Source organism: Vibrio sp. YIC-376 (assembly GCF_052353105.1).
In the GTDB taxonomy this organism is placed as follows: Bacteria; Pseudomonadota; Gammaproteobacteria; order Enterobacterales; family Vibrionaceae; genus Vibrio.
The window spans coordinates 235,553-256,838 of the sequence record NZ_JBBWFK010000006.1; the positions used below are offsets into that span (position 1 = coordinate 235,553).

Below are 21,286 nucleotides of genomic sequence, written 5' to 3' on the forward strand. Positions count from 1 at the left end.
TGCCACAGACGGCGACCGGATTATTCTTTTATTCACTTGAAATGACAAGAAATTAGAAGAAACAAAACCACACACCCCCACCCTCACTTAAAGAATGGCATTCTGTTAATAGTTTACAGTGATGTAACTAACATTATCCGGGGTCTTTTTGGAAACAGATGAATATATATGCGAGAATATGCAAAATTGCTGTTCCGTAATTAAGAGAATCATAATGACCATGCGCAATACTGAAAAACAAGACAACTTAGTTCGTGCTTTTAAAGCCCTATTAAAAGAGGAGAGCTTTGGTTCACAGGGCGAAATTGTTGACGCACTAAAACTGCAAGGTTTTGAAAGCATTAACCAATCTAAAGTTTCTCGCATGCTGACCAAATTCGGTGCGGTACGTACACGAAATGCGAAAATGGATATGGTCTATTGTCTGCCTGCTGAGCTAGGCGTACCAACAACAAGCAGCTCTTTGCGTGAACTTGTTCTGGATATCGACCACAATGCAGCATTAGTGGTTATCCACACCGGCCCTGGTGCTGCACAACTTATTGCTCGTATGCTGGACTCTTTAGGTAAATCTGAAGGCATTCTTGGCGTAGTTGCTGGTGATGACACCATCTTTATCACTCCAACACTACCTGTCTCTACTGAACAATTGTTCAAATCGGTTTGTGAACTGTTCGAATACACTGGCTAAGATCGCTTAGTTCAAGCCAGATAACTCTTTGTGAGCTATAAATTTATTAAATTTTATGGCTCACACTCTCTGCCATCACCTCCACTTTTTGTTGGTTTTCTAGTCACTTATTTGTGATCTGAATCACGCTAACAGTTTTTTCTTTCTTCCCTCACATCAAAGCCTAAGCTACTGTTATAAAAAGAATAAAATAATAGATCAATCACTGGTTCTTCTCGCAGACCTCAGACTTATTCGCTATAACTTTTAACAGTCGGATAATTTTCTGCCAATTTTTTGTTATTATTTGTTTGCTTTTTCAAACAATTGGATTGGAAAAGATGCCGTTTCCAAAGAGGAAACTCCAGAAGTGATTGATGGTTATTTCCGGGTAAATAATGAATATAAGGAAGGGAATTTCATGGCATTTTACAAACTACTCAAAGTCGGTGCTATCGCAGCAGCTGTAATGGGTGCTGGCGCAGTTAATGCTCAAGAGTTTATTACTATCGGTACAGGCTCTGTGACAGGCGTTTACTACCCGACTGGCGGTGCTATCTGTAAATTGATAAACAAAGGTCGTAAGGATCACAACATTCGTTGTTCAGTTGAAGCAACTGGCGGTTCTATTTACAACGTTAACACTATTCGATCTGGCGAATTAGACTTCGGTATCGTCCAGTCTGATTGGCAATACCATGGCTACAATGGTACGAGTGAGTTTGCGGAACAAGGCCCGTACAAAAAGCTCCGTGCAATGTTCTCTCTGCATACTGAACCTTTCAACATCATTGCTCGAACAGATTCTGGCATCAATAACGTTAAAGACCTCAAAGGTAAACGCGTAAACATCGGTAACCCGGGTTCTGGTGACCGCGCAACAATGAGCGTTGTTATGGACGCAATGGGCTGGACAAATGATAGCTTCCAGCTAGCTTCCGAACTTAAAGGTTCTGAGCGTTCCCAAGCACTTTGTGATAACAAAATCGACGCCTTCATTTACATGGTTGGTCACCCAAACGGTTCAATCAAAGAAGCAACAACCTCTTGCGATGCAAAACTAGTTCCTGCAACTGGTCCTGAGATCGACAAGATCGTTTCAAATACCCCTTACTACGCATACAGCACAGTACCTGCTGGTATGTACCGTGGTACCGATCAAGACGTGAAAAGCTTTGGTGTGGCAGCAACAATGGTAACTTCGACTGACGTTTCAGATGAAGTGGCATATAACGTTACAAAAGCGGTATTCGAAGACTTCGACACCTTCAAACGTCTTCACCCTGCTTTCGCGAACCTGAAAAAAGAAGACATGGTTAAAGCGGGTATTTCAATTCCTCTGCACCCAGGTGCCGTGAAGTACTACAAAGAAGTGGGTCTGATTAAGTAATCACCCAAGTCAAGGTAGATACAAGTTGTTATCTACCCTATTCAATATGCTGGTTGTAGTTATTACACCAGCATATTTGTTTAATACTGCAGTAGCTTAAGATACCAGACTTGCTTTGAATAACTTGATGAGGGGCATCACGAGCTTATCTCTTACCAAGGGCAAAGCGGCACACCCTGGTTATTAAGGTCATCTGGGGTTATTCATCGGTTTTTCTAAACCTCACAATGCCAAAGAAAACACTTTAACGCATCCAATCAAAGCTTATGACAAGCTTCATTTTGATTTCAGGCGGCGGAATACTCGACAGCAAACTTCGCTCAATTCACTACACTGATATAGGCGATGTGTGTTTTCGACATACAAAACAGGCAGAACCATCAATAATAAGGAAAAGTACATGTCGACGAACAAAACTCCGTCACAAGATGTGCAAGATATGGTGGCTCAAGCAGACTCAGGGGCACGTAGTCCTTCGGGCATACAAGGACAAATCCTATGGTTTGTTCCTCTGTGTTGGTCACTATTTCAATTATGGTATGCATCGCCATTACCATTTATTTTTAATTTCGGCGTACTGAATGACACTGAAGCCCGCGCGATTCACTTAACGTTTGCGGTCTTCTTAGCTTTCACTGCATATCCAGCAATGAAGCATTCTCCCCGCGACCACATTCCTATAGTCGACTGGATTCTCGCTCTTGCTGGTAGCTTCTCAGCTGCTTATATCTATATTTTCTACACCGAACTCGCGGGACGCTCCGGAGCACCAACGACCATAGACATCGTCGCATCGGTCACTGGCATGATACTGCTTTTGGAAGCGACGCGCAGGGCTCTTGGACCACCACTGATGCTTGTGGCAGCCCTATTTCTTACGTACACCTTTGCCGGCCCATATATGCCCGATGTCATTGCCCATAAAGGAGCAAGCTTAAATAAAGCGATGTCTCACTTATGGCTGACCACTGAAGGGGTATTTGGTGTGGCTCTGGGTGTATCAACTTCTTTCGTGTTCTTATTTGTGCTGTTTGGTGCCATGCTAGAACGCGCTGGTGCTGGTGCCTATTTCATTAAGGTGGCGTTCTCTCTGCTAGGGCACATGAGAGGAGGTCCGGCGAAAGCGGCCGTTGTGGCTTCAGGTCTGTCAGGTCTGGTGTCTGGCTCTTCCATTGCCAACGTAGTAACCACTGGTACGTTTACTATTCCGTTGATGAAACGAGTAGGTTTCCCGGGTACCAAAGCGGGTGCCGTAGAAGTAGCAGCTTCAACCAACGGTCAGCTAACACCGCCAATCATGGGTGCCGCGGCATTCTTGATGGTGGAATACGTCGGTATCTCTTACGTTGAAGTTATCAAAGCAGCAATACTGCCAGCCCTCATCTCGTATATTGCGTTGATTTACATTGTTCACCTTGAAGCATGTAAAGCGGGGATGACAGGACTACCTCGCCGTCATAACCCGACTATGCTGCAAAGCCTGTTGTCGTTCACCGGTACAATCTTAGGGCTTTGTGTCATTAGCGCAGTGGTCTACTACGGAGTGGGCTGGACGAAAGATGTCTTTGGCGCGGCAGCAACACCAATCGTGATGATCGCGCTGTTAATCACCTATGTCGCTCTAGTAAAAGTTTCAGCCAACCACGTTAAAGATGGTGAAATTAGCATTGACGATGAGCTGACTGAAGTACCAGAACCGGGTCCAACGGTTAAGTCAGGTCTGCATTACCTGTTGCCAATCGTAGTATTGGTGTGGTGTTTGACCGTAGAGCGCTTTTCTCCGGGCCTATCGGCATTCTGGGCAACGGTGTTTATGATCTTTATTTTGCTGACTCAACGTCCTTTGATTGCGGTGTTATCAAAACAAGGGGATCTCGCTCAGCATACTAAAGAAGGTTTTGTGGATCTCGTGGAGAGCTTGGTGGCTGGTGCACGTAACATGATTGGTATTGGTGTTGCGACCGCAGCTGCAGGTACGGTGGTAGGTGTAGTCACATTGACCGGTATTGGCTTGGTTATGACTGACTTTGTCGAGTTCATCTCCGGTGGTAGCGTATTCCTTATGCTGCTGTTTACCGCTGTGATCAGCTTGGTTCTGGGAATGGGTCTACCGACAACAGCAAACTACATCGTAGTATCAACGCTGATGGCACCGGTTATCGTCACTCTTGGCGCTGCACATGGTCTTATCATCCCACTGATTGCTGTACACCTGTTCGTGTTCTACTTCGGTATCCTCGCGGATGATACGCCACCAGTCGGCTTGGCGGCATTTGCTGCGGCTGCCATTGCCAAATCAGATCCAATCCGTACTGGTATTCAGGGCTTTGCGTACGATATCCGTACCGCCATTCTGCCATTCATGTTCGTCTTTAATACCCAATTGCTATTGATGGGCATCGACACATGGTGGCATTTAGCGCTGACGATAATGTCTTCCATTATTGCGATGCTGATATTTTCCGCAGCAACTCAAGGATGGTGGTTAACTCGCAATAAGTGGTGGGAAACCATCCTATTATTAGTGCTGACTTTCTCATTCTTCCGCCCAGGATTCTGGTGGGACATGATCTACCCGGCTAAAGTGTTTTCTCCAGGGATCGAAGTAGCCCAAATTGCAGAAAAACTCCCTGTAGGACAATCGATTGAACTGCGTGTCGCCGGACAGAACCTAGAAGGTGAAAGCATTGAGAAAACGGTACTGCTGCCGTTTGACGACAATGCCAAAACTGCAGAAGAACGCATCACATCGATGGGTATGATGCTAACCGAAAATGACGGAAAAATGATCGTGGATATGGTCGAGTTTGGCAGTCCTGCCGAGTCCGCAGGTATCGACTTTGACTGGGAGATCAAATCGGTCATTCAAGAGGCCGATCGTCCAATGAAAGAGTGGGTATTTGTGCCTTGCTTATTGATTCTGCTGGCACTTGCTATGAACCAGAAACGTCGTACGCGCAAGGAACAACTGAGCGCATAACCGATTTGCCCCCGGGAGACTGGGGGCTGAGTGAGAGTAATTGAATGTTTAAACAAATTCTTGTTCCGGTTGATCTTAATGATCAAGGCTTCTCAGACCGAGCGGTTGAATTGGCTGTTTGGCAAGCGAAGCAAGCTAACGCGGTAATTCATCTGTTAACTGTTGTACCTGGTATTCACATGTCGATGGTTGCAACTTATTTTCCGAAAGATGCTGCCCTTAAAATGAAGCAAGATGTCGAACAGCAGTTAACGGCATTTGCTAAAGACAACATCAAAGAAGATATCACCTATAGTGTCCATGTGGCTGAAGGTAAGCCTTACACCACGATAATTGAACACGCCACGCGTTTAGGGGTAGACCTTATCATTATGCCGAGCCACAAGCGTTCGAAGATAAATAAAGTGATGCTCGGCTCTGTAGCCAGTAAAGTGGTCGAGTACTCACCAGTCAACGTGATGGTCGTGAAACCATAACCTACACTCACGATTCGTATCGATATAAAAAAGGTTGATGTCCACATCAACCTTTTGTTTTTCTGTCTCAATAAAGCTTATCCAGCCGCCCGTACGAATGCTTGTAAAGCCTCACTTGAATGTGTCATGCTGAGCTCGCCGATCTCACCCGAAGCCTCAATTTTACCACCAGAAACAAACGCAAAGTGGCTGGCTATAGCCTTAGCATCACTCAGATGGTGAGTCACCATTAATACGGTAATTCCCCGCTCAGTTGCCAACCTTTTAACTAACCCAAGCATCTCTTCACGCAGCACAGGATCCAGTGCCGAGAAAGGTTCATCCAGCAACCAAACCGGGTGAGGCTGAACAAAACAACGTGCTAACGCAACACGTTGCCGCTGACCACCCGAGAGGTGCTCTGGTAAACGGTCGAGATATTCTGCGACACCAACTTGCTGTGCGGCTTGCTCTACCTGACGCTTTTGGTCTGCAGTGAGCTTTAACCCCGGATGCAAGCCCAAACTGATGTTGTCACGCACCGATAAGTGAGCAAACAGATTGTGCTCCTGAAATAACATCGAGAAAGGACGCTGATAAGGCTCTTTGCGAACTATCGATTCGCCATCAACCCGAATGTCACCTTGATCGGGATGAATAAAACCAGCCACCAGTGCCAATAACGTGGATTTACCCGCCCCACTTGGTCCCATGAGCGAGACAATCTGACCGCGCTCAATGGTTAATTCAAAACGAAACAGCTCTCGTTGGTAGGTGTACTGCACATCATCCAACACTAACATTACGCTCTCTCCTTCGTTTTTAATACTTTCTCAATCAGGGTAAAACAGCCGACACTGAGTAGCAGTAAGGTCACCGACACGACTGCCGCAGCTTCCATTTGATAACTGCCAAGCAACTGGAATAAATACAGCGGTAAAGTTCGAAACTCTTGTCCGCCGAACAGTGCAATCGCACTTAAGTCCCCTATCGCAAACATAAAGCTAATCGCAAAGGCGTGAGCAAAGGGCTTACGCAGTGCCCGCCACTCCACCACTTTAAATCGCTGCCAGCCTCTCATTCCTAAGCTGGCGCAGACATATTGATATTGCTGTTCAATGTGCAGCATCGGCTGCGCCAACGTTTTAATCACATAAGGCAGAGCCATCAGACCGTTAACCAGAATGACAACAAAAAATGCCATACTGAATACATCGGTGAAAGAGCGGAGCAACAAGAACAACCCCGTACTGATCACCAGTCCCGGCGTCACCAGAATGATGGTGCCCACGAGCTCAATGTGATCTGCACGCGCGTTTTTATAATCCAGTCGCCAGCGTCGGCTGGTAAGTAAGATAGAAACACCGGCAGCAACGGCAAGGGTACTGGCTAACCCGGCGACTTTTAGCGAGTTAAATAAGGCTGACCAGAAACGAGCATCACTCAATACCGTGCCAACTTGGTGATTAATACCACTCAACACCACCATAACCAGCGGCGGAATAACCAGTAAAAAGGCCCCTATGATCCAAAAGCTATCCCAAGCTTTTGACCACCCATGATCCTTCGTTAAGTATTGCTGTACCGAAGTACTGCCAGCGCTTATGGATACAGGCTTTGTCAGCTTCTGTACACCAATCGCAAGCACACCGCACAACAACATTTGCCACAGTGCCAATAAAGCGCCAGCCTGCAGGTCAAAGTCAAATTTAATGGCTTGGTAAATGGCCAGTTCAATGGTGGTCGATTTTGGCCCACCGCCCAATGCCATTACCGTAGCAAAACTGGTAAAGCACAGCATAAACACTAAGCCGCTGACATGAGGAAGTTGTTGTCTTAAACGCGGCCACTCCACCCAACGAAACTTCTCCCAATGACTCATCCCGAGATGAGCGCACAGTTTATGTTGTTCAGCAGGAATTGACTCAAGTGCTTGCAGCAGCAATCGTGCGGCATAAGGCAGATTAAAGAATACATGAGCGAGTAAAATGCCATTCAAGCCATAGATAGAAAATGGTAGCTTGGCATCAAAATCTTGTAGCCACTTAGCCACCAAACCACTGTTGCCATAGATCGCCAATAATCCAAAAACGCCAACCAGAACGGGCAGAACTAAGGTTGAAGCAAACAGTTTGAGCAATAACGACTTACCGAAAAACTCTCGGCGGGCCAGCGCATGCGCAACAGGTATAGCCAAGCCCACACTGAGTAATGTGGATAAGAAAGCCTGATAGAAGCTGAATTTGGTAACGTGTTGATAATACGGGTCATCCCAGACCATCGACACATCTAAAGAAGGGGCCTGAAAAATCAAAGCGCCCAGAGCAGAAAGAACAAAGGCCGCGATGACTATCGCGACCCCTACACCTAATTTTGGTACGGTATTCAAGAGAGCAACTCTTAGAAAGTCAGGGCGTTTTGCCACTCGCGAATCCAAGTCTTACGCATTTTTGCTACTTCATCCGCCGTAAAGCTCAGAGACTTACTTGGTACGTTTAAGGTTTCAAAGCCTTTTGGCAGAGCAACGTCGGTCACTGGATACATCCAGTTTCCTGTAGGCATTGCGGATTGGAACTCATCACTCAGCATGAAGCTCAAGAATTCATCCGCAAGTTTCGGATTCTTCGAACCGCTAACCTTCGCTGCCACTTCCACTTGCATATAATGACCTTCTGCAAAGTCAGCTGTGGCAAACTTAGCATCCTGCTCCGCAATCAGGTGGTACGCAGGTGATGTCGTGTAAGAAAGCACTAAATCAGATTCACCGTTGAGGAACATTGAGTACGCTTCAGACCAACCTTTGGTTACCGTTACGGTTTTCCCCGCCAGTTGCTTCCAAGCTTGCGCAGTATTGTCGCCGTAGATTGACTTCATCCACAACATCAGCCCCTGACCCGGAGTTGAAGTGCGAGGATCCTGATAAATCACTTTAAGATCATCACGAGATTCAACCAGCTCTTTCATGCTTTTCGGCGGATTGGTCAGCTTTTCTTTGTTATAGACAAACGCGAAGTAACCATAGTCGTACGGGACGAACGTTTTGTCATTCCAGCCGTTTGGCAAAATGGTTTTCGACGTATCTACATTATGCTCGGCCAGCAGACCCGTTTTCTCGGCTTCCGCCATCAGGTTGTTATCCAGGCCCAAGACGATGTCGGCTTTGCTGTTGCTGCCTTCCAGACGTAGGCGGTTCAAAATCGATACGCCATCATCAAGCGCGACGAAATTAACGTCACAACCGCATTTAGCTTCAAAAGCTTGTTCAAGCTTAGGACCTGGGCCCCAATCTGAAGCGAATGAGTCGTAGGTGTAGATGGTTAATGTATTCTCAGCAGCAGAAGCTGAAGTTGTTGTGATTACAGCCAGGGCAATCAGGCTCAGAGTGGTTTTCACTGCTCGCTCTCCATGTCTATTTCAGAGAAATTTGTTGAGCGGCACAGGTTTGAGGCGGCTATTTGGGATTGCTAATATCCAGACTCAATTCCTACGCCAGCATTATCTGGTTCAGGTAATACGGGTCCCCGTGGCCTAACTAGGTTAAGCCATTTGGTCTCAGCGCCCAAATGTATTGATTAACACAATACTAAGTGGGGTTGCTCCCCGATGAGTTGGATGGATTGTATACCCAAATAACTGCGTGATGCTAGGTTCAGCAAAGTAAAATGGGGATACGCACAGCAATACATTGATGATATTGATGCGTGACTTAACTTATTTGCTATTTACTCATGAACGCTGGTCATATCCCCAGCGAGGTACCAAGCCTTGCTCAATGCCAAGATGGTCGAGAATTCGCGCTACCATGAAGTCGATTAAGTCTTCGATGCTCTTTGGCTGATGATAGAACCCCGGCGCGGCAGGCATGATAGTTACTCCCATTTGCGATAACTTATGCATGTTTTCCAGATGCAGGGTCGAGAATGGCGTTTCACGCACCACAAGCAGTAATTGGCCACGCTCTTTCATCACTACATCTGCCGCACGCTCAATCAGGTTATCCGACATCCCGTGCGCAATCGCCGCAACACTGCCTGCAGAGCACGGGCAAACCACCATTTGTTTGGGTGCTGCAGAGCCTGATGCCACAGGCGAGAACCAATCGTCTTTGCCACACACGGTAATATTATCGGGATTGCAATTGAGGTGTTCCACCAGCGCTTTTTGTGCCGCTTCAGGGCCACCAGGCAACTTCAGGTCATGCTCGGTTGCCATCACAACCCTTGCCGCAGAAGAGATCAGTACATAAACGTGATAATCCGCGGCAACCAGACACTCCAGAAGTCTGAGACCATAAGGCGCTCCTGAAGCACCTGTCAGTGCTAAGGTAATGGCTTTCTTTTGCTGAGTTTTTTTGTGAGACATAACTGATTAAGCTTTTTGTTTTAACTGTTCGAGAAGTTTTCCGTGAATCCCGCCAAAGCCACCATTACTCATCACCAGAATTTGGTCTCCAGGTTGAGCACGTTCAACAATTTTCGCGACAAAACTATCCAGATTAGCGTCAAAAAACGCTGGTTGTTGGCATTGGTCAGCGATTTCCTCAACGGACCACTCAATGTTATCTGGCTGGAATAAGAACACTTCATCAGCACTGTGTAGTGAATCTGCCAGCGTATTCTTGTGTACGCCGCGTTTCATGGTGGCAGAACGCGGCTCCAGAACTGCCAGAATACGTTTATCACCCACCTTGTTACGCAGACCACCAACCGTCAGTTCAATCGCAGTTGGGTGATGAGCGAAATCGTCGTAAACCGTTACGCCTTGCTCTTCACCTTTTAGCTCTAGTCGGCGCTTAGTATTGATAAAACGGCCGAGTGACTGACAGGCTAACTCAGGAGCCACTCCGACATGCCTTGCCGCAGCAATCGCCATCAGGGCATTATCCACGTTGTGATCGCCCACTAAGTCCCACTCTACAATGCCAACTTTCTCACCTTGCAGCGACACTTCGAATTTTGAACCATCGACAACAAGCTTATCCGCTTGCCAGTCTCCCTCTTCACCAGAGAACTGTTTTTCCGTCCAGCAACCGCGCTCAAGTACGTCAGCCAGCGCCTGATCCTGTTTTGGAGCCAGAATCAGACCGTTGCCCGGAACGGTACGTACCAAATGGTGGAATTGGCGCTTGATCGCTTCTAGATCGTCGAAGATATCTGCATGATCAAACTCAAGATTATTCATAATTAACGTGCGGGGATGGTAATGCACAAACTTAGAACGCTTATCGAAAAAAGCACTGTCGTATTCATCCGCTTCAACCACGAAAAACATGCTTTCACCCAGTCGGGCAGAGACACCAAAGTTACCCAACACACCACCGACTAAGAAACCAGGCTGATAGCCGCAGTCTTCCAGTATCCATGCCAGCATACTTGATGTGGTGGTTTTACCATGCGTACCAGACACCGCGAGTACCCAGCGATCATGCAGTAAGAACTCGCTCAGCCATTGTGGTCCGGAGGTGTAACGCATGTTACTGTTGAGGACGTGTTCCACACATGGGTTACCACGACTCATCGCGTTACCTATCACAACCAAATCCGGTTGAGGATTAAGCTGAGATAGGTCAAAGCCTTCAATAATTTCAATACCTTGAGACTCTAGCAGTGTGCTCATCGGTGGGTAAACATTGGCATCAGAACCCGTCACTCGATGTCCGAGTTGGCGTGCTAAAATTGCTGCGCCGCCCATAAACGTGCCGCAGATACCCAAGATATGGATGTGCATAAACTTAACCTTGTAATGCCTTCTTTAATGTTTTCATTATCGCGATAACGACCAGAAAAGCGAGTGACTTTCACGCTCTTCTTGTTGTCCCTTTCAAAAATATGACAAGGGTGAACACGGACTGTACAACCTTCTGACTAAATGATGAATTCCTCAGTGACCAGACAAATAAATTGAGATCTCAGTCGGTTACTTCATTACCATTAAAAAGATCTTCGACATAAAATTACGTTTAGCGCAAACGTTTAACATCCATGAAGAGATGTGTCCTTGCGCAACACCCCCAACAAAATGAAAATGTAAGGATTGACCATGTCTGGATTGCGCACCCTAGGCGAATTCATTGTCGAGAAACAAGCGGATTTCCCCCACGCTAGTGGTGATCTATCATCTCTTTTAGCATCTATTCGTTTAGCCGCGAAAATCGTTAACCGCGAAATCAATGCGGCAGGTCTTGGTGATATTACTGGTGCTGTAGGCACGGATAATGTCCAAGGTGAAGCTCAGCAAAAGCTAGACGTATATGCAAACGACAAATTTAAAGCGGCACTTGAAGCTCGTGACCAAGTTTGTGGCGTTGCCAGTGAAGAAGAAGATGAAGCGGTTACGTTCAACAAAGAACTTAACCAAAACGCGAAGTACGTTGTATTAATGGATCCGCTTGATGGCTCTTCTAATATCGATGTGAACGTGTCTGTTGGTACGATTTTTTCAATCTACCGTCGCGTTTCACCAATTGGTACCCCACCGACTCAAGAAGATTTCCTTCAGCCTGGCCATAAACAAGTTGCGGCTGGCTATGTGATTTACGGTTCATCTACCATGCTGGTTTACACCACTGGTAACGGTGTTAACGGCTTCACTTACGATCCTTCTATTGGTAGCTTCTGTTTGTCACATGAAAACATGATGATTCCTGAAGATGGTAAAATCTACTCGATCAACGAAGGTAACTACATTCGCTTCCCACTTGGTGTGAAGAAGTACATCAAGTACTGCCAGGAGAATGTGCCAGAAGATGGTCGTCCATACACCTCTCGCTACATCGGTTCTTTGGTAGCAGATTTCCATCGCAACCTGCTTAAAGGTGGTATCTACCTTTACCCAAGCACGCAAAGCCACCCACAAGGTAAACTTCGCCTGCTTTACGAGTGCAACCCAATGGCATTCCTAATCGAGCAGGCTGGCGGTATTGCTTCTGACGGTGTGAATCGCATCATGGAAATCAAACCGACTGAATTACACCAACGCGTGCCGTTCTTTGTTGGTTCAAAAAACATGGTACGCAAGGTCGAAGAATTCCTTGAGAAGAATCGCGACGAATAGACCTTTGTCCAACGCGGCAAGTGTTTACCTGCCGCGCTTTTGTCGCTAAAGTTAGTTGCGAATAAATCGTAATTAGATGAGTACTCCTCGTCCTCATCCTCAATGAAAAGGAAGTTTCAAATGAGCCTAAACCATGTACCAGCAGGTAAATCTCTGCCTGAAGATATCTATGTGGTTATCGAAATCCCTGCAAACGCAGACCCAATCAAATACGAAGTAGATAAAGACTCTGGTGCTGTATTTGTCGACCGTTTTATGTCTGCGCCAATGTTCTACCCATGTAACTATGGTTACGTGAACCACACACTTTCTCTTGATGGTGACCCGGTAGACGTACTTGTTCCTACTCCTTACCCTCTGATGCCGGGTTCCGTTATTCGTTGTCGCCCTGTTGGTGTACTGAAAATGACTGACGAGTCTGGTGAAGACGCAAAAGTAGTTGCGGTTCCGCACTCTAAAATTTCAAAAGAGTATGAACACATCCAAGATGTGGGTGACATCCCAGAATTACTGAAAGCTCAAATCACGCATTTCTTTGAACGTTACAAAGAACTGGAAACAGGTAAATGGGTGAAGGTAGACGGCTGGGCAGATGTTGAAGCCGCTAAAGCTGAAATCCTTGAATCTTATGAGCGTGCACAGAAAAAATAAGTGCAAACTTATCCCAATAAAAAGAGCTGCATAATTGCAGCTCTTTTTTAATACCCAAATTTAGCTTCCGTGAGTGCGACTCAAAGCAAGCTATATTCGACCAACGTCGTAACCACGGTACCAATGTATGCCAGAGGCAGCGTGTACCACAGGCAGCACCTTACACTCTTTGGCACCAGTCTCCGGACGCAATCTCTTCCGTCAGTTGCTCGGTATCTTGATAAATATAAATCCAAGCCTGACCAAAAGGCGTGCTAATACTCTCGCGGCGGTACTCGACCGGCACATCCTCGAGTTTATCTAACTCAGTGAGCGTTTCGTCATCAATCAGATAGACTTCACCTTGTACAGATTGATGGCCTTTCGACACACCAGGGTATGGACCTAAGTCATACAAAGTAAATTGAGCATCACTTTCGTGGAGGCCTAGAAACTGCGCCGAACTCAAATAGTGGTGATTGTACTCTCCCTTACGTAACGTGCCGTAAACAAAAACCAAATGCTGCATAACTACTCCTTAGCTATGAGTTACGTTATCAATCAAACTCAAATTGATAGAGTAAATCAACGGCGCTGTCTACACCAGATACTGCCTCTAAATACAGATCTTGCATGAGGCGATAACGTACCGTGAATTCACCCAGCGAGTTAAAGATACCCACACCATATTTGACCTGTAAACCCGGAAGTATGTATCCACTTACCGTCACTTGAGAATCGTCACCCGACCCTGCGGTATCGAGCTGTAAATCTTGTACGCCAAAGGCTTCACCTATCTGACCGACAACACGACCACTTTTCGCCAGACTTAAACCAATTAATGTTGTGGTCATCGCATTACCACCAGATTCCGCATCAATATCTTGACCACGTAGTAAGTAGGACAGCGCATTCGCCTGAGGCATAGCAGGATCCGAGAAAATTTCCAAACTTGGATCAGATGCTGGGCCTGTTACCCGGACACCGGCAGTCACATCATCTTGCGTGTTATCAGGGTTACGAATAGCGGTAATCGACAGATAAGGTTCGTCCGCGGGACCATTCATCATGATTTTACCGTCATCAATCACCAAATCCTGGCCAAAGGAACGGTAAGAACCATCGACAATTTTTACTTCACCGACGATAAACGGACCTTTGTCTTTCTGAGTAACATTCAGATTACCCTGTAAGTCACCTTTCAGACCAAACGCCGAAAGCTGGAAGTCGTTACCAATCTTGATGTTAATGTCGGTTTCAACATTAAACGGTACGGCCACCGTATCGTCGACCTGCTGTAAGTTTTCATCCAGAATAACCAGGTCACTTGAAACGCCAACGGCGCTTGGCGGCAGTGCTTCAACAACAATTCGCCCCCAAGGCAGGTTAATATTGCCTTGTACCTTGGCTAAATTCGGCGTCACCTCAAGCGTCATATCTGGCTCAACGATGATTTTCACCATAGGTGGCATATCCACTTTCAGCTCTTTGGCGAACACTCGCGCTTTGGTATGCCAATCTTGTAAATCTTGCCAGTCCGCATCTCCGGTGACTTCCAGCTTACCATCTGGGGTATTGATATCAGCATTTAAGTCAGCCTGATGACCTTTAAAGTTAATCACCACCTGACCAGAATCGATGTCAATTGGTGTGACTTCTCCATTCAGTTTTATCTGATCAATCAAGAACTGACCATTGACTTTAGGGTGCATCACATCACCAGACAGAGCAAGATCAGTATTCATATTGGCCTTGAACGAACTGTACTGACCAATCAATGGCGCTAAGAAGTCCAGATGCAGCGTCGAAAGTGACACATTACCTGCAATCTCAGGGGATTCAGAAGACACATTAATCAGCGAGACATTACCAGATAGATCACCGTTATCTGTTACATCTACAAGCCACTGCGCATCCAGCTTATCTTTTGCCAATGCGGCTTTAAAGCTGACACTTTCCCAACCAACCGTAATTGGCTGTTCTAATGCTTGTTCTACCTGACCTTCAGGCATGTCGACATTCAGCGTCACTTCCGGCTTCATGTTTGGTGCCCATTTGGCAAAAGCTTGCGCATTCACTGAGCCTTGCAGCTTAGTTTCTGCCGGTAACAGCGTCTTTATCTGGCTGAAATCAAAGTTGTTTACCGCTAACTTCGCCTCACCACTTTTACCGACACTGATGTTTTCGGACAGGCACACACTCGACTGAGCTTGCAACCAACAGTGCGCCTTAACATCAGCGATCTGCTTATCGATATTGACCTTCACAGCCGTCGATTTCTGCAAAGCCCAAGGTCCTTGAACTGTATTGAGCGACAAACGAGTCAAGGCGCCATCCCAGATCATTTCTGGCTTTTGTTCAAATGAACCCTGAATTTCCAGGCTGGTAGACACGATATCCGAAACCACATCTAAGGTAAGTTGATGCAGTTTTTCATCGCCCGAAACTTCGAGATCAGCACTATCGAACTTCAAGTTGTCATAGGTAATACTGTTCGCCACCATACTGACCTTAGCTTTCGGTGCCGGTAGTGGTGAAACGTCCCCCTTCAACGTGACCGTTTCTACTTTGGCTAACTGTTGCCAGCCCACTTTATTTAACGCCAGATCTAAATTGATGTTTGGCTCTTTTAAACTGCCTCGTACTGCGATTTTACCGTTCATATTACCGCTAAGATCAGGCACACTTTTCGCAAAGTCCGGGAAGTTAACCTCAACATCCATCAAGATTTGTTTATCTATCTTACCCTTAGCACTCAACTGGTTAGGACCATGAGCCAGCACTAAACCTTGAGTTGTGAGCTGGATATCCTCGGCTTTACCATCTTTATCTGAAGCTTCTAACTGGCCTTTCACTTTAAGTGGGTAACCGCGCAGAATGCCGTCAATATCAAGCGTAGGAAGACTGACCTGCCAGCCACCTTGCTCTGTTAGCGAGCCAGAAGTGGATAAACTGCCACTGATGTCGCCTTCCGCTTCAGGCCATTGCAGACCCGGCTGAATGTGCTGCAGGTTGAGATCGGCTTGCCAGTTTATTGGCGCTGCCCAGTTGGCCATCACCTTACCGGACAGTTCGCCGCCTAAAGTTTTAACTACAAGGCTTTCCAGATCAATTTGCTCTAATGTGCCTTTACCGTTCAGGGCCACATCAACTGCTGGGATGTCCTTACCGGATGCTTTCGTCTCAAGCGCAACTTCATAACCATCTAAAGAGCCTTTAGCCACCAGACTTGGTACTGATACTTGATAATCACTCTCCCCCAACAACGGCCACTGCGCTTCCACATTGTTAATGGTCACATCAAATGGCAGCTGAGCTTTAAGTGGCTGAAGTTTTCCTTGGATCTCGGCTTTGGTCAGTTCAGAAAGGGTAGCCTTAAGAGACAGGTCCCCCACCGATCCAGATGCTGAAAACGACAGTTTCTGTCCTTTTACATCGGCTTGTTTGACCAACGCATCTAACTGAGCGTTAATCGGATAGTCCGCAGAAAGCGTCACTTGCGTGCTTAATGTCGCTTCGACCTCAGGCATATCGAGCTCAAGCGTTTTTATTTCAACGCGATCGCCCCCAGCTTTCGCCACCAGACCAAGATGATGAACAATTACCGGTGTTTCGCCTGCTAACTTGAAGTTATTAATATCAAGGCGTCGAGCGTCCACTGTCAGTGGGATCCACACTTCAGGCAGAACAATATCTTGCGGAGCAGTATCCGCTGGCTCTGTAGATCCTGCTTCCGCTACCGAATCTTCTGTGGCCTCTGCTGCTATATCTTTAGCCGCATCTGCTTCTTTATCTGTTTCTGCTTCGCCGGCCTTGGGTTCTGTTGCCTCAGCCTCTGTAGGTGCTGACGCAGCATCACTTGGGGCCAATGCAACATTAATCTCTTTTAATGCAGTCGGCGCAATCACTAAGCGATCGCCCTGCATCGATAACGCGGTCGAGAACTGTTGCCAGTCCACTTGGTTCCCCAAGATGTTCAGATTGATGTCATTTAAGCTAACTTTATTGACAAAGATTGGTACTGGCGTGCTGACTGAACGCAGCGGCTGTGTCTCCTCTTCAGGTTCGTCACTGGCAGGCGGAAGATCCGGCATCTGGAAGTTCACACCTTGCAGCGATAGTTCATCAACACAGACTTTCGGATCGAAGAAACAACGGAAGTTGATCGCCAGCGTCAGGCTATCCACTTTCGCATCAATCTTCAGCGATTCATCAACAAAACTGATGTTCTGCATCGAAAAACGAGGGAATAACGCGCCCTGAATCTTCTCTACCTGCAATTGTGGCAGCGCTTTTTCTGCCCCCCATATTGCCAGCTTTAAACCAGGGTGAGTAAACAGTACTGTTGACACTAAAATGATGAGCAACAGCAGAAGACCAATCAAACTGAGCGATAACCATTTGGTCCACTTAAACATCGTTTTCATCATAGTTCAGGCCCCAAAGAGAAATGGATGCGGAATTCATTCTTAGAAGGATCATCCAATCCCCATGCAAAATCGAAGCTGACCGGACCTACCGGAGAAGCCCAGCGAATACCAACCCCGGCCCCCGCTTTCCATTCGGGCGTATTATTGAATGCATCACCAATATCGTAGAAAGTGGCTCCCCACCAGTTACCCGTAATACGGTATTGATATTCCAGAGTGCTGCTCAGGATGTATTTTGCCCCCGTTAGCGCTCCACTCTCATCGACAGGAGAAATGGATTCGTAACCATATCCGCGGATATTATTGTCGCCACCAGCAAAGAAGCGCAACGATGGAGGTAACTTATCGAACTCTTCCATAAAGTTAGCGCCGCCTTCTAAGCGGAAGAGCCCACGATGGTTTTCGCCAATCCCACGAATCCAGGAAGTTCGCCCCAAGAAGCGAAAAACTCGGGTCGCAGATAAAACAGCTGGGTCACCATATTCAAATGTGATGGTTTGCTTATCGCCCCACATTGGCATACTGCCGCCACGAACTCTTGTACGTGAAAACGTCGCCCCCGGCAGCAAGAAGTGCACACCATCTTCCTGTAAACCCTGCGAAAAGTTTTCGTACAAGTGACGTACATACAAGGTCTTACGCCAGCCGTCATCGACTATCCAGTGACGCTCTACCGCTAAATTCGACTCTAAACTCTGGGTATCACGGTTATCCACATGCTTTAACCCAAACTGAAGCTGGTAGTATTGGTGCAAAACGTCATCAAGCGGTATCTTGTAGCCTGCAGTAATGGTTTGTTCCGGTTGGGACAGGGAAAGAGCAGTATCTAAACTGTGACCACGGGAGCTGATCCAGGGCTTTTTCCATTTTAATGTGCCACGCACACCAGTATCAGTGGAGTAGCCAAGACCCGTTTCAATCTGGTTTTTGGCTGCCGGAGCAAGAGAGACCTTGATAGGTAAATCACGTCCCTCATCGAGTTGTGTCAAATCTGGCTCGACAAACACAGATGAGAACCAGTCAGTGTTAGAAAGGTTCTGGTTATATTCACCAACACTTGAGACTAAGTAAGGTTCGCCGGTGTCAAAAGGACTCAGCGAAGCAACACGCTCATCCCAAATCTGGCTACCGGTAATATTGATAGAGCCAAAGTGATAACGAATACCACTGTCATAATGCAAACGGATATTCGCCTCGTTAAATGCAGGAACCACTTCCAGACGACTGAGTAAATAATCCCCTTTGAAGTAGCCACGCTGCAACGCCAGGTTACGTATACCGGATTTCAGACTGTCGTAGTCACCTTGATTAAGAACCCGCCCCACTTTTAATGGTGATGCCTTAAGAAGGTTCGCGAATTCTTCATCGTCCTGCGCTTCACCCGTGATCACGACATCCATGACTTTGACCTTTACTGGCAAGCCTTTTGCGATATCGATGATCAATTCATCCTTATTTTCAGGAACAGTATATGAAATTTTGGCATGATAATATCCGAGCGCATTGAGCGCTTCAGTGATACTTTCATCTAGTCGCGCCTGAAAACGCAATGAAGTCGAGTAGTCTTCTTCTGGAATTGAAGTCAGGTAAGCTTTGACATTTTCTTCCAAAGCGCCATCAATGCCTTGTAGCTTCAAAGCTACTTTGGCAGACACCGTGGGAGAAAAGACAAACAAGCCAACAACAATGATCGGGAGAGCTTTTTTTATCATGCGTTTTTTTAGCTAACTGAGATTAAAATAAATGAGAATAATAATAACGCCAATTACAGGCTAAGTCTGTAATATTAAAGCTTTACCGTAGCCTTTGTCATTACATCTTCAGATAGAGACGAACTAGGACAAGTTCGCAAATTTAAGACACATTTAAAAGGACAGATAGCATGCTCAATAAACAAACATTAATCAGTATAGAAGATGCCCTACCTGGTCGAGATCAGCCGATGCAAATTGAAGAAACGCATTTTGTTAATCAATCGAGTTTGACTGCACCATTACAACCTCACCAGCAACAAATTTTATTAGGCATGGGCTGCTTTTGGGGTGCTGAGCGCCTGTTTTGGAAACTGGATGGCGTGGTTTCTACATCCGTTGGCTATTCAGGCGGATACACAAAAAACCCGACTTATAAAGAAGTGTGTACCGGAGAAACGGGTCATGCGGAAGTCGTAAGAGTGGTATTCGACGAACGAATGATTTCACTGGAACAGCTTCTTACCGCGTTTTGGGAGAAACACGACCCGACTCAAGGCATGCGTCAGGGTAATGACCTTGGCACTCAGTATCGTTCTGTTATTTATACTTATTCGCAAGAACAGCAGGAGATCGCAGAGCAATCGAAACAACAGTATCAACAAGCCCTGCAAGAAGAACAGAGAGCCAACATCACCACAGAAATACAAACCGCAGGACCATACTACTTTGCTGAAACATACCACCAGCAATATCTGGCGAAAAACCCAGAAGGCTACTGCGGTCTGGGCGGCACTGGCGTTTGCTTCCCACCAAGCTTACAAGGTTAAATAAACTTTTATCTGCGTAACTAAAAAGAGCGACCTTGGTCGCTCTTAATATTGCTTCAATTATAAATGCTTATAACGATGCAATTGCCTGATTCACTTCTTTAAAAACCGTAAGTCTTTTCTGATCATTCACGTCGGGAAGGAGAACTTTACCATTGTCAAAATAGAAGCTCCCCACGCCTGCAATAAAAAACTGACCTTTGAATAGCGTCTTTACAAAGCGAGCCACCTGGAGTGGTCGATATACTGCGAATTCACGTAGCATCTTTCACCTCAATTCCTTTGAGAAAACACAGATTGTCTATCCTTAACAATCTTATAGCGCAATTTGCGACCGACTTCATTTTAGCAAATCCTAATCACAACGCAACATTACACAACTTCATGCGTTAATAAATTGTTAACAAACACCCTGTGAATTTATTTGCACTACCTATATACTGGTCAGACCAAACTAGCTTCTATCAACAAACCTTGGCTTGCTGTACTAACCATCTCGAGGTTATTTAGCTATAACAATGCTAACTTTACGGAATATAACAATATGAAAACTAAGACTCTCCTGCCCCTTCTGCTGGCTCTGACTCCAGGTCTTTCACTCGCAAATAATTTACTCATTGGCGAAACCGTTCCTGCCGTTAAAGTCGGAGCTTATGGTGAAATTGTAATGCAAGGTGAAGGCGTTGCATTCCAGCCTTGGGCAACCCAACAAATGCAGGGAAAAGTGCGCGTCATTCAAGCAATTGCCGGTCGCAGCAGCGCAAAGGAAATGAACGCCCCTTTGATGTCAGCCATTACTGCGGCTAAGTTTCCTGAAGAAAACTACCAGACAACAACGATCATCAATCAGGATGACGCTATTTGGGGCACGGGATCCTTTGTGAAATCCTCAGCACAAGATAGTAAGAAAGAGTTTCCTTGGTCATCCATGGTATTAGATGAGAATGGTGTAGTAGCAAAAGCCTGGGAATTAAAACCAGAGAGCTCGGCAATCATCGTGCAAGATAAACAGGGGAAAGTGCTCTTCGCCAAAGAAGGGGCATTAGAACAAAAAGAGATCACTCAAGTGATTGAGTTGATCAAACAGAGCATTTAAACCTAACACAGATTCCTTGTCTCTCCGGGCAGGGAGTCACGCCTCCCGCAGTCATCTGATT

General features: G+C 46.3%; 17 protein-coding genes. 8 read left to right on the top strand and 9 right to left on the bottom strand.

All coding sequences use genetic code 11. The features are described 5' to 3' along the window. The first annotated feature begins 220 nt into the window (after positions 1-220). The 4 genes from argR (at position 221) to WJM94_RS13450 (ending at position 5,516) form a co-directional block, all read left to right on the top strand. Positions 221-691, top strand: coding sequence for a transcriptional regulator ArgR (gene argR / locus WJM94_RS13435; protein WP_444494822.1), 471 nt, complete (start codon positions 221-223; stop codon positions 689-691). Between the two features lie 400 nt (positions 692-1,091). Beyond that, entirely contained in the window at positions 1,092-2,060 is a 969-nt protein-coding gene (locus tag WJM94_RS13440; protein WP_444494717.1) for a TAXI family TRAP transporter solute-binding subunit, read from the top strand. Between the two features lie 400 nt (positions 2,061-2,460). After that, positions 2,461-5,040, top strand: a complete 2,580-nt coding sequence (locus WJM94_RS13445; RefSeq protein WP_444494718.1) for a TRAP transporter permease — start codon at positions 2,461-2,463, stop codon at positions 5,038-5,040. Between the two features lie 44 nt (positions 5,041-5,084). Then, complete coding sequence (locus tag WJM94_RS13450; RefSeq protein WP_444494719.1) at positions 5,085-5,516, top strand: universal stress protein; 432 nt, start codon at positions 5,085-5,087, stop codon at positions 5,514-5,516. Between the two features lie 77 nt (positions 5,517-5,593). On the opposite strand, the gene thiQ is transcribed toward WJM94_RS13450, so the two are convergent. The 5 genes from thiQ to mpl all read right to left on the bottom strand — a co-directional run bounded on the left by thiQ (position 5,594) and on the right by mpl (position 11,222). Continuing rightward, positions 5,594-6,298: a thiamine ABC transporter ATP-binding protein gene (gene thiQ, locus WJM94_RS13455; protein ID WP_444494720.1), complete on the bottom strand. Its 705-nt coding sequence runs from the start codon at positions 6,296-6,298 to the stop codon at positions 5,594-5,596. Continuing rightward, positions 6,298-7,884: a thiamine/thiamine pyrophosphate ABC transporter permease ThiP gene (gene thiP, locus WJM94_RS13460; RefSeq protein WP_444494823.1), complete on the bottom strand. Its 1,587-nt coding sequence runs from the start codon at positions 7,882-7,884 to the stop codon at positions 6,298-6,300. The genes thiQ and thiP overlap by 1 nt, the downstream gene beginning before the upstream one ends. Before the next feature lie 11 nt (positions 7,885-7,895). Continuing rightward, on the bottom strand, positions 7,896-8,888 hold the full coding sequence (gene thiB, locus WJM94_RS13465; protein WP_444494721.1) for a thiamine ABC transporter substrate binding subunit: 993 nt from the start codon (positions 8,886-8,888) through the stop codon (positions 7,896-7,898). 333 nt (positions 8,889-9,221) lie between these two features. Further along, positions 9,222-9,857 (bottom strand): flavin prenyltransferase UbiX, encoded by a 636-nt coding sequence (locus WJM94_RS13470; RefSeq protein ID WP_444494722.1) that lies wholly within the window; start codon positions 9,855-9,857, stop codon positions 9,222-9,224. Between the two features lie 6 nt (positions 9,858-9,863). Further along, positions 9,864-11,222, bottom strand: a complete 1,359-nt coding sequence (gene mpl, locus WJM94_RS13475; protein WP_444494723.1) for a UDP-N-acetylmuramate:L-alanyl-gamma-D-glutamyl-meso-diaminopimelate ligase — start codon at positions 11,220-11,222, stop codon at positions 9,864-9,866. Between the two features lie 312 nt (positions 11,223-11,534). Between mpl and fbp the strand changes: the two genes are divergently transcribed. Then, positions 11,535-12,548 carry a class 1 fructose-bisphosphatase gene (fbp, locus tag WJM94_RS13480; RefSeq protein WP_444494724.1) on the top strand — a complete coding sequence of 338 codons (1,014 nt, stop codon included), beginning with the start codon at positions 11,535-11,537 and terminating at the stop codon, positions 12,546-12,548. A 120-nt stretch (positions 12,549-12,668) separates the two neighbouring features. Next, positions 12,669-13,199: an inorganic diphosphatase gene (ppa, locus tag WJM94_RS13485; RefSeq protein ID WP_444494725.1), complete on the top strand. Its 531-nt coding sequence runs from the start codon at positions 12,669-12,671 to the stop codon at positions 13,197-13,199. Between the two features lie 160 nt (positions 13,200-13,359). On the opposite strand, the gene WJM94_RS13490 is transcribed toward ppa, so the two are convergent. Genes WJM94_RS13490 through tamA form a run of 3 tightly spaced genes read right to left on the bottom strand, consistent with a single transcriptional unit; the run spans position 13,360 to position 19,320 of the window. Beyond that, positions 13,360-13,707: a gamma-glutamylcyclotransferase family protein gene (locus tag WJM94_RS13490; protein WP_444494726.1), complete on the bottom strand. Its 348-nt coding sequence runs from the start codon at positions 13,705-13,707 to the stop codon at positions 13,360-13,362. A gap of 28 nt (positions 13,708-13,735) precedes the next feature. Continuing rightward, entirely contained in the window at positions 13,736-17,608 is a 3,873-nt protein-coding gene (gene tamB / locus WJM94_RS13495; RefSeq protein ID WP_444494727.1) for an autotransporter assembly complex protein TamB, read from the bottom strand. After that, on the bottom strand, positions 17,605-19,320 hold the full coding sequence (gene tamA / locus WJM94_RS13500; protein ID WP_444494728.1) for an autotransporter assembly complex protein TamA: 1,716 nt from the start codon (positions 19,318-19,320) through the stop codon (positions 17,605-17,607). The genes tamB and tamA overlap by 4 nt, the downstream gene beginning before the upstream one ends. Positions 19,321-19,490: 170 nt before the next feature. Here tamA and msrA point away from each other — a divergent pair, with 170 nt between their 5' ends. Then, complete coding sequence (gene msrA, locus WJM94_RS13505; protein ID WP_444494729.1) at positions 19,491-20,129, top strand: peptide-methionine (S)-S-oxide reductase MsrA; 639 nt, start codon at positions 19,491-19,493, stop codon at positions 20,127-20,129. A gap of 70 nt (positions 20,130-20,199) precedes the next feature. Here the strand turns inward: msrA and WJM94_RS13510 are convergent, their stop codons facing one another. Further along, on the bottom strand, positions 20,200-20,394 hold the full coding sequence (locus WJM94_RS13510; protein WP_444494730.1) for a DUF1107 domain-containing protein: 195 nt from the start codon (positions 20,392-20,394) through the stop codon (positions 20,200-20,202). A gap of 279 nt (positions 20,395-20,673) precedes the next feature. On the opposite strand from WJM94_RS13510, the gene WJM94_RS13515 reads away from it, so the two are divergent. Further along, positions 20,674-21,225 carry a YtfJ family protein gene (locus WJM94_RS13515; RefSeq protein ID WP_444494731.1) on the top strand — a complete coding sequence of 184 codons (552 nt, stop codon included), beginning with the start codon at positions 20,674-20,676 and terminating at the stop codon, positions 21,223-21,225. Positions 21,226-21,286 lie beyond the last annotated feature (61 nt).

Coding starts and splice junctions, on each gene's coding strand:
- thiQ (WP_444494720.1), bottom strand. CDS start 6,298: ATGTTAGTGTTGGATGATGTGCAGTACACCTACCAACGAGAGCTGTTT.
- ppa (WP_444494725.1), top strand. CDS start 12,669: ATGAGCCTAAACCATGTACCAGCAGGTAAATCTCTGCCTGAAGATATC.
- WJM94_RS13450 (WP_444494719.1), top strand. CDS start 5,085: ATGTTTAAACAAATTCTTGTTCCGGTTGATCTTAATGATCAAGGCTTC.
- tamB (WP_444494727.1), bottom strand. CDS start 17,608: ATGATGAAAACGATGTTTAAGTGGACCAAATGGTTATCGCTCAGTTTG.
- WJM94_RS13470 (WP_444494722.1), bottom strand. CDS start 9,857: ATGTCTCACAAAAAAACTCAGCAAAAGAAAGCCATTACCTTAGCACTG.
- WJM94_RS13515 (WP_444494731.1), top strand. CDS start 20,674: ATGAAAACTAAGACTCTCCTGCCCCTTCTGCTGGCTCTGACTCCAGGT.
- fbp (WP_444494724.1), top strand. CDS start 11,535: ATGTCTGGATTGCGCACCCTAGGCGAATTCATTGTCGAGAAACAAGCG.
- WJM94_RS13490 (WP_444494726.1), bottom strand. CDS start 13,707: ATGCAGCATTTGGTTTTTGTTTACGGCACGTTACGTAAGGGAGAGTAC.
- msrA (WP_444494729.1), top strand. CDS start 19,491: ATGCTCAATAAACAAACATTAATCAGTATAGAAGATGCCCTACCTGGT.
- WJM94_RS13440 (WP_444494717.1), top strand. CDS start 1,092: ATGGCATTTTACAAACTACTCAAAGTCGGTGCTATCGCAGCAGCTGTA.
- argR (WP_444494822.1), top strand. CDS start 221: ATGCGCAATACTGAAAAACAAGACAACTTAGTTCGTGCTTTTAAAGCC.
- WJM94_RS13445 (WP_444494718.1), top strand. CDS start 2,461: ATGTCGACGAACAAAACTCCGTCACAAGATGTGCAAGATATGGTGGCT.
- WJM94_RS13510 (WP_444494730.1), bottom strand. CDS start 20,394: ATGCTACGTGAATTCGCAGTATATCGACCACTCCAGGTGGCTCGCTTT.
- mpl (WP_444494723.1), bottom strand. CDS start 11,222: ATGCACATCCATATCTTGGGTATCTGCGGCACGTTTATGGGCGGCGCA.
- tamA (WP_444494728.1), bottom strand. CDS start 19,320: ATGATAAAAAAAGCTCTCCCGATCATTGTTGTTGGCTTGTTTGTCTTT.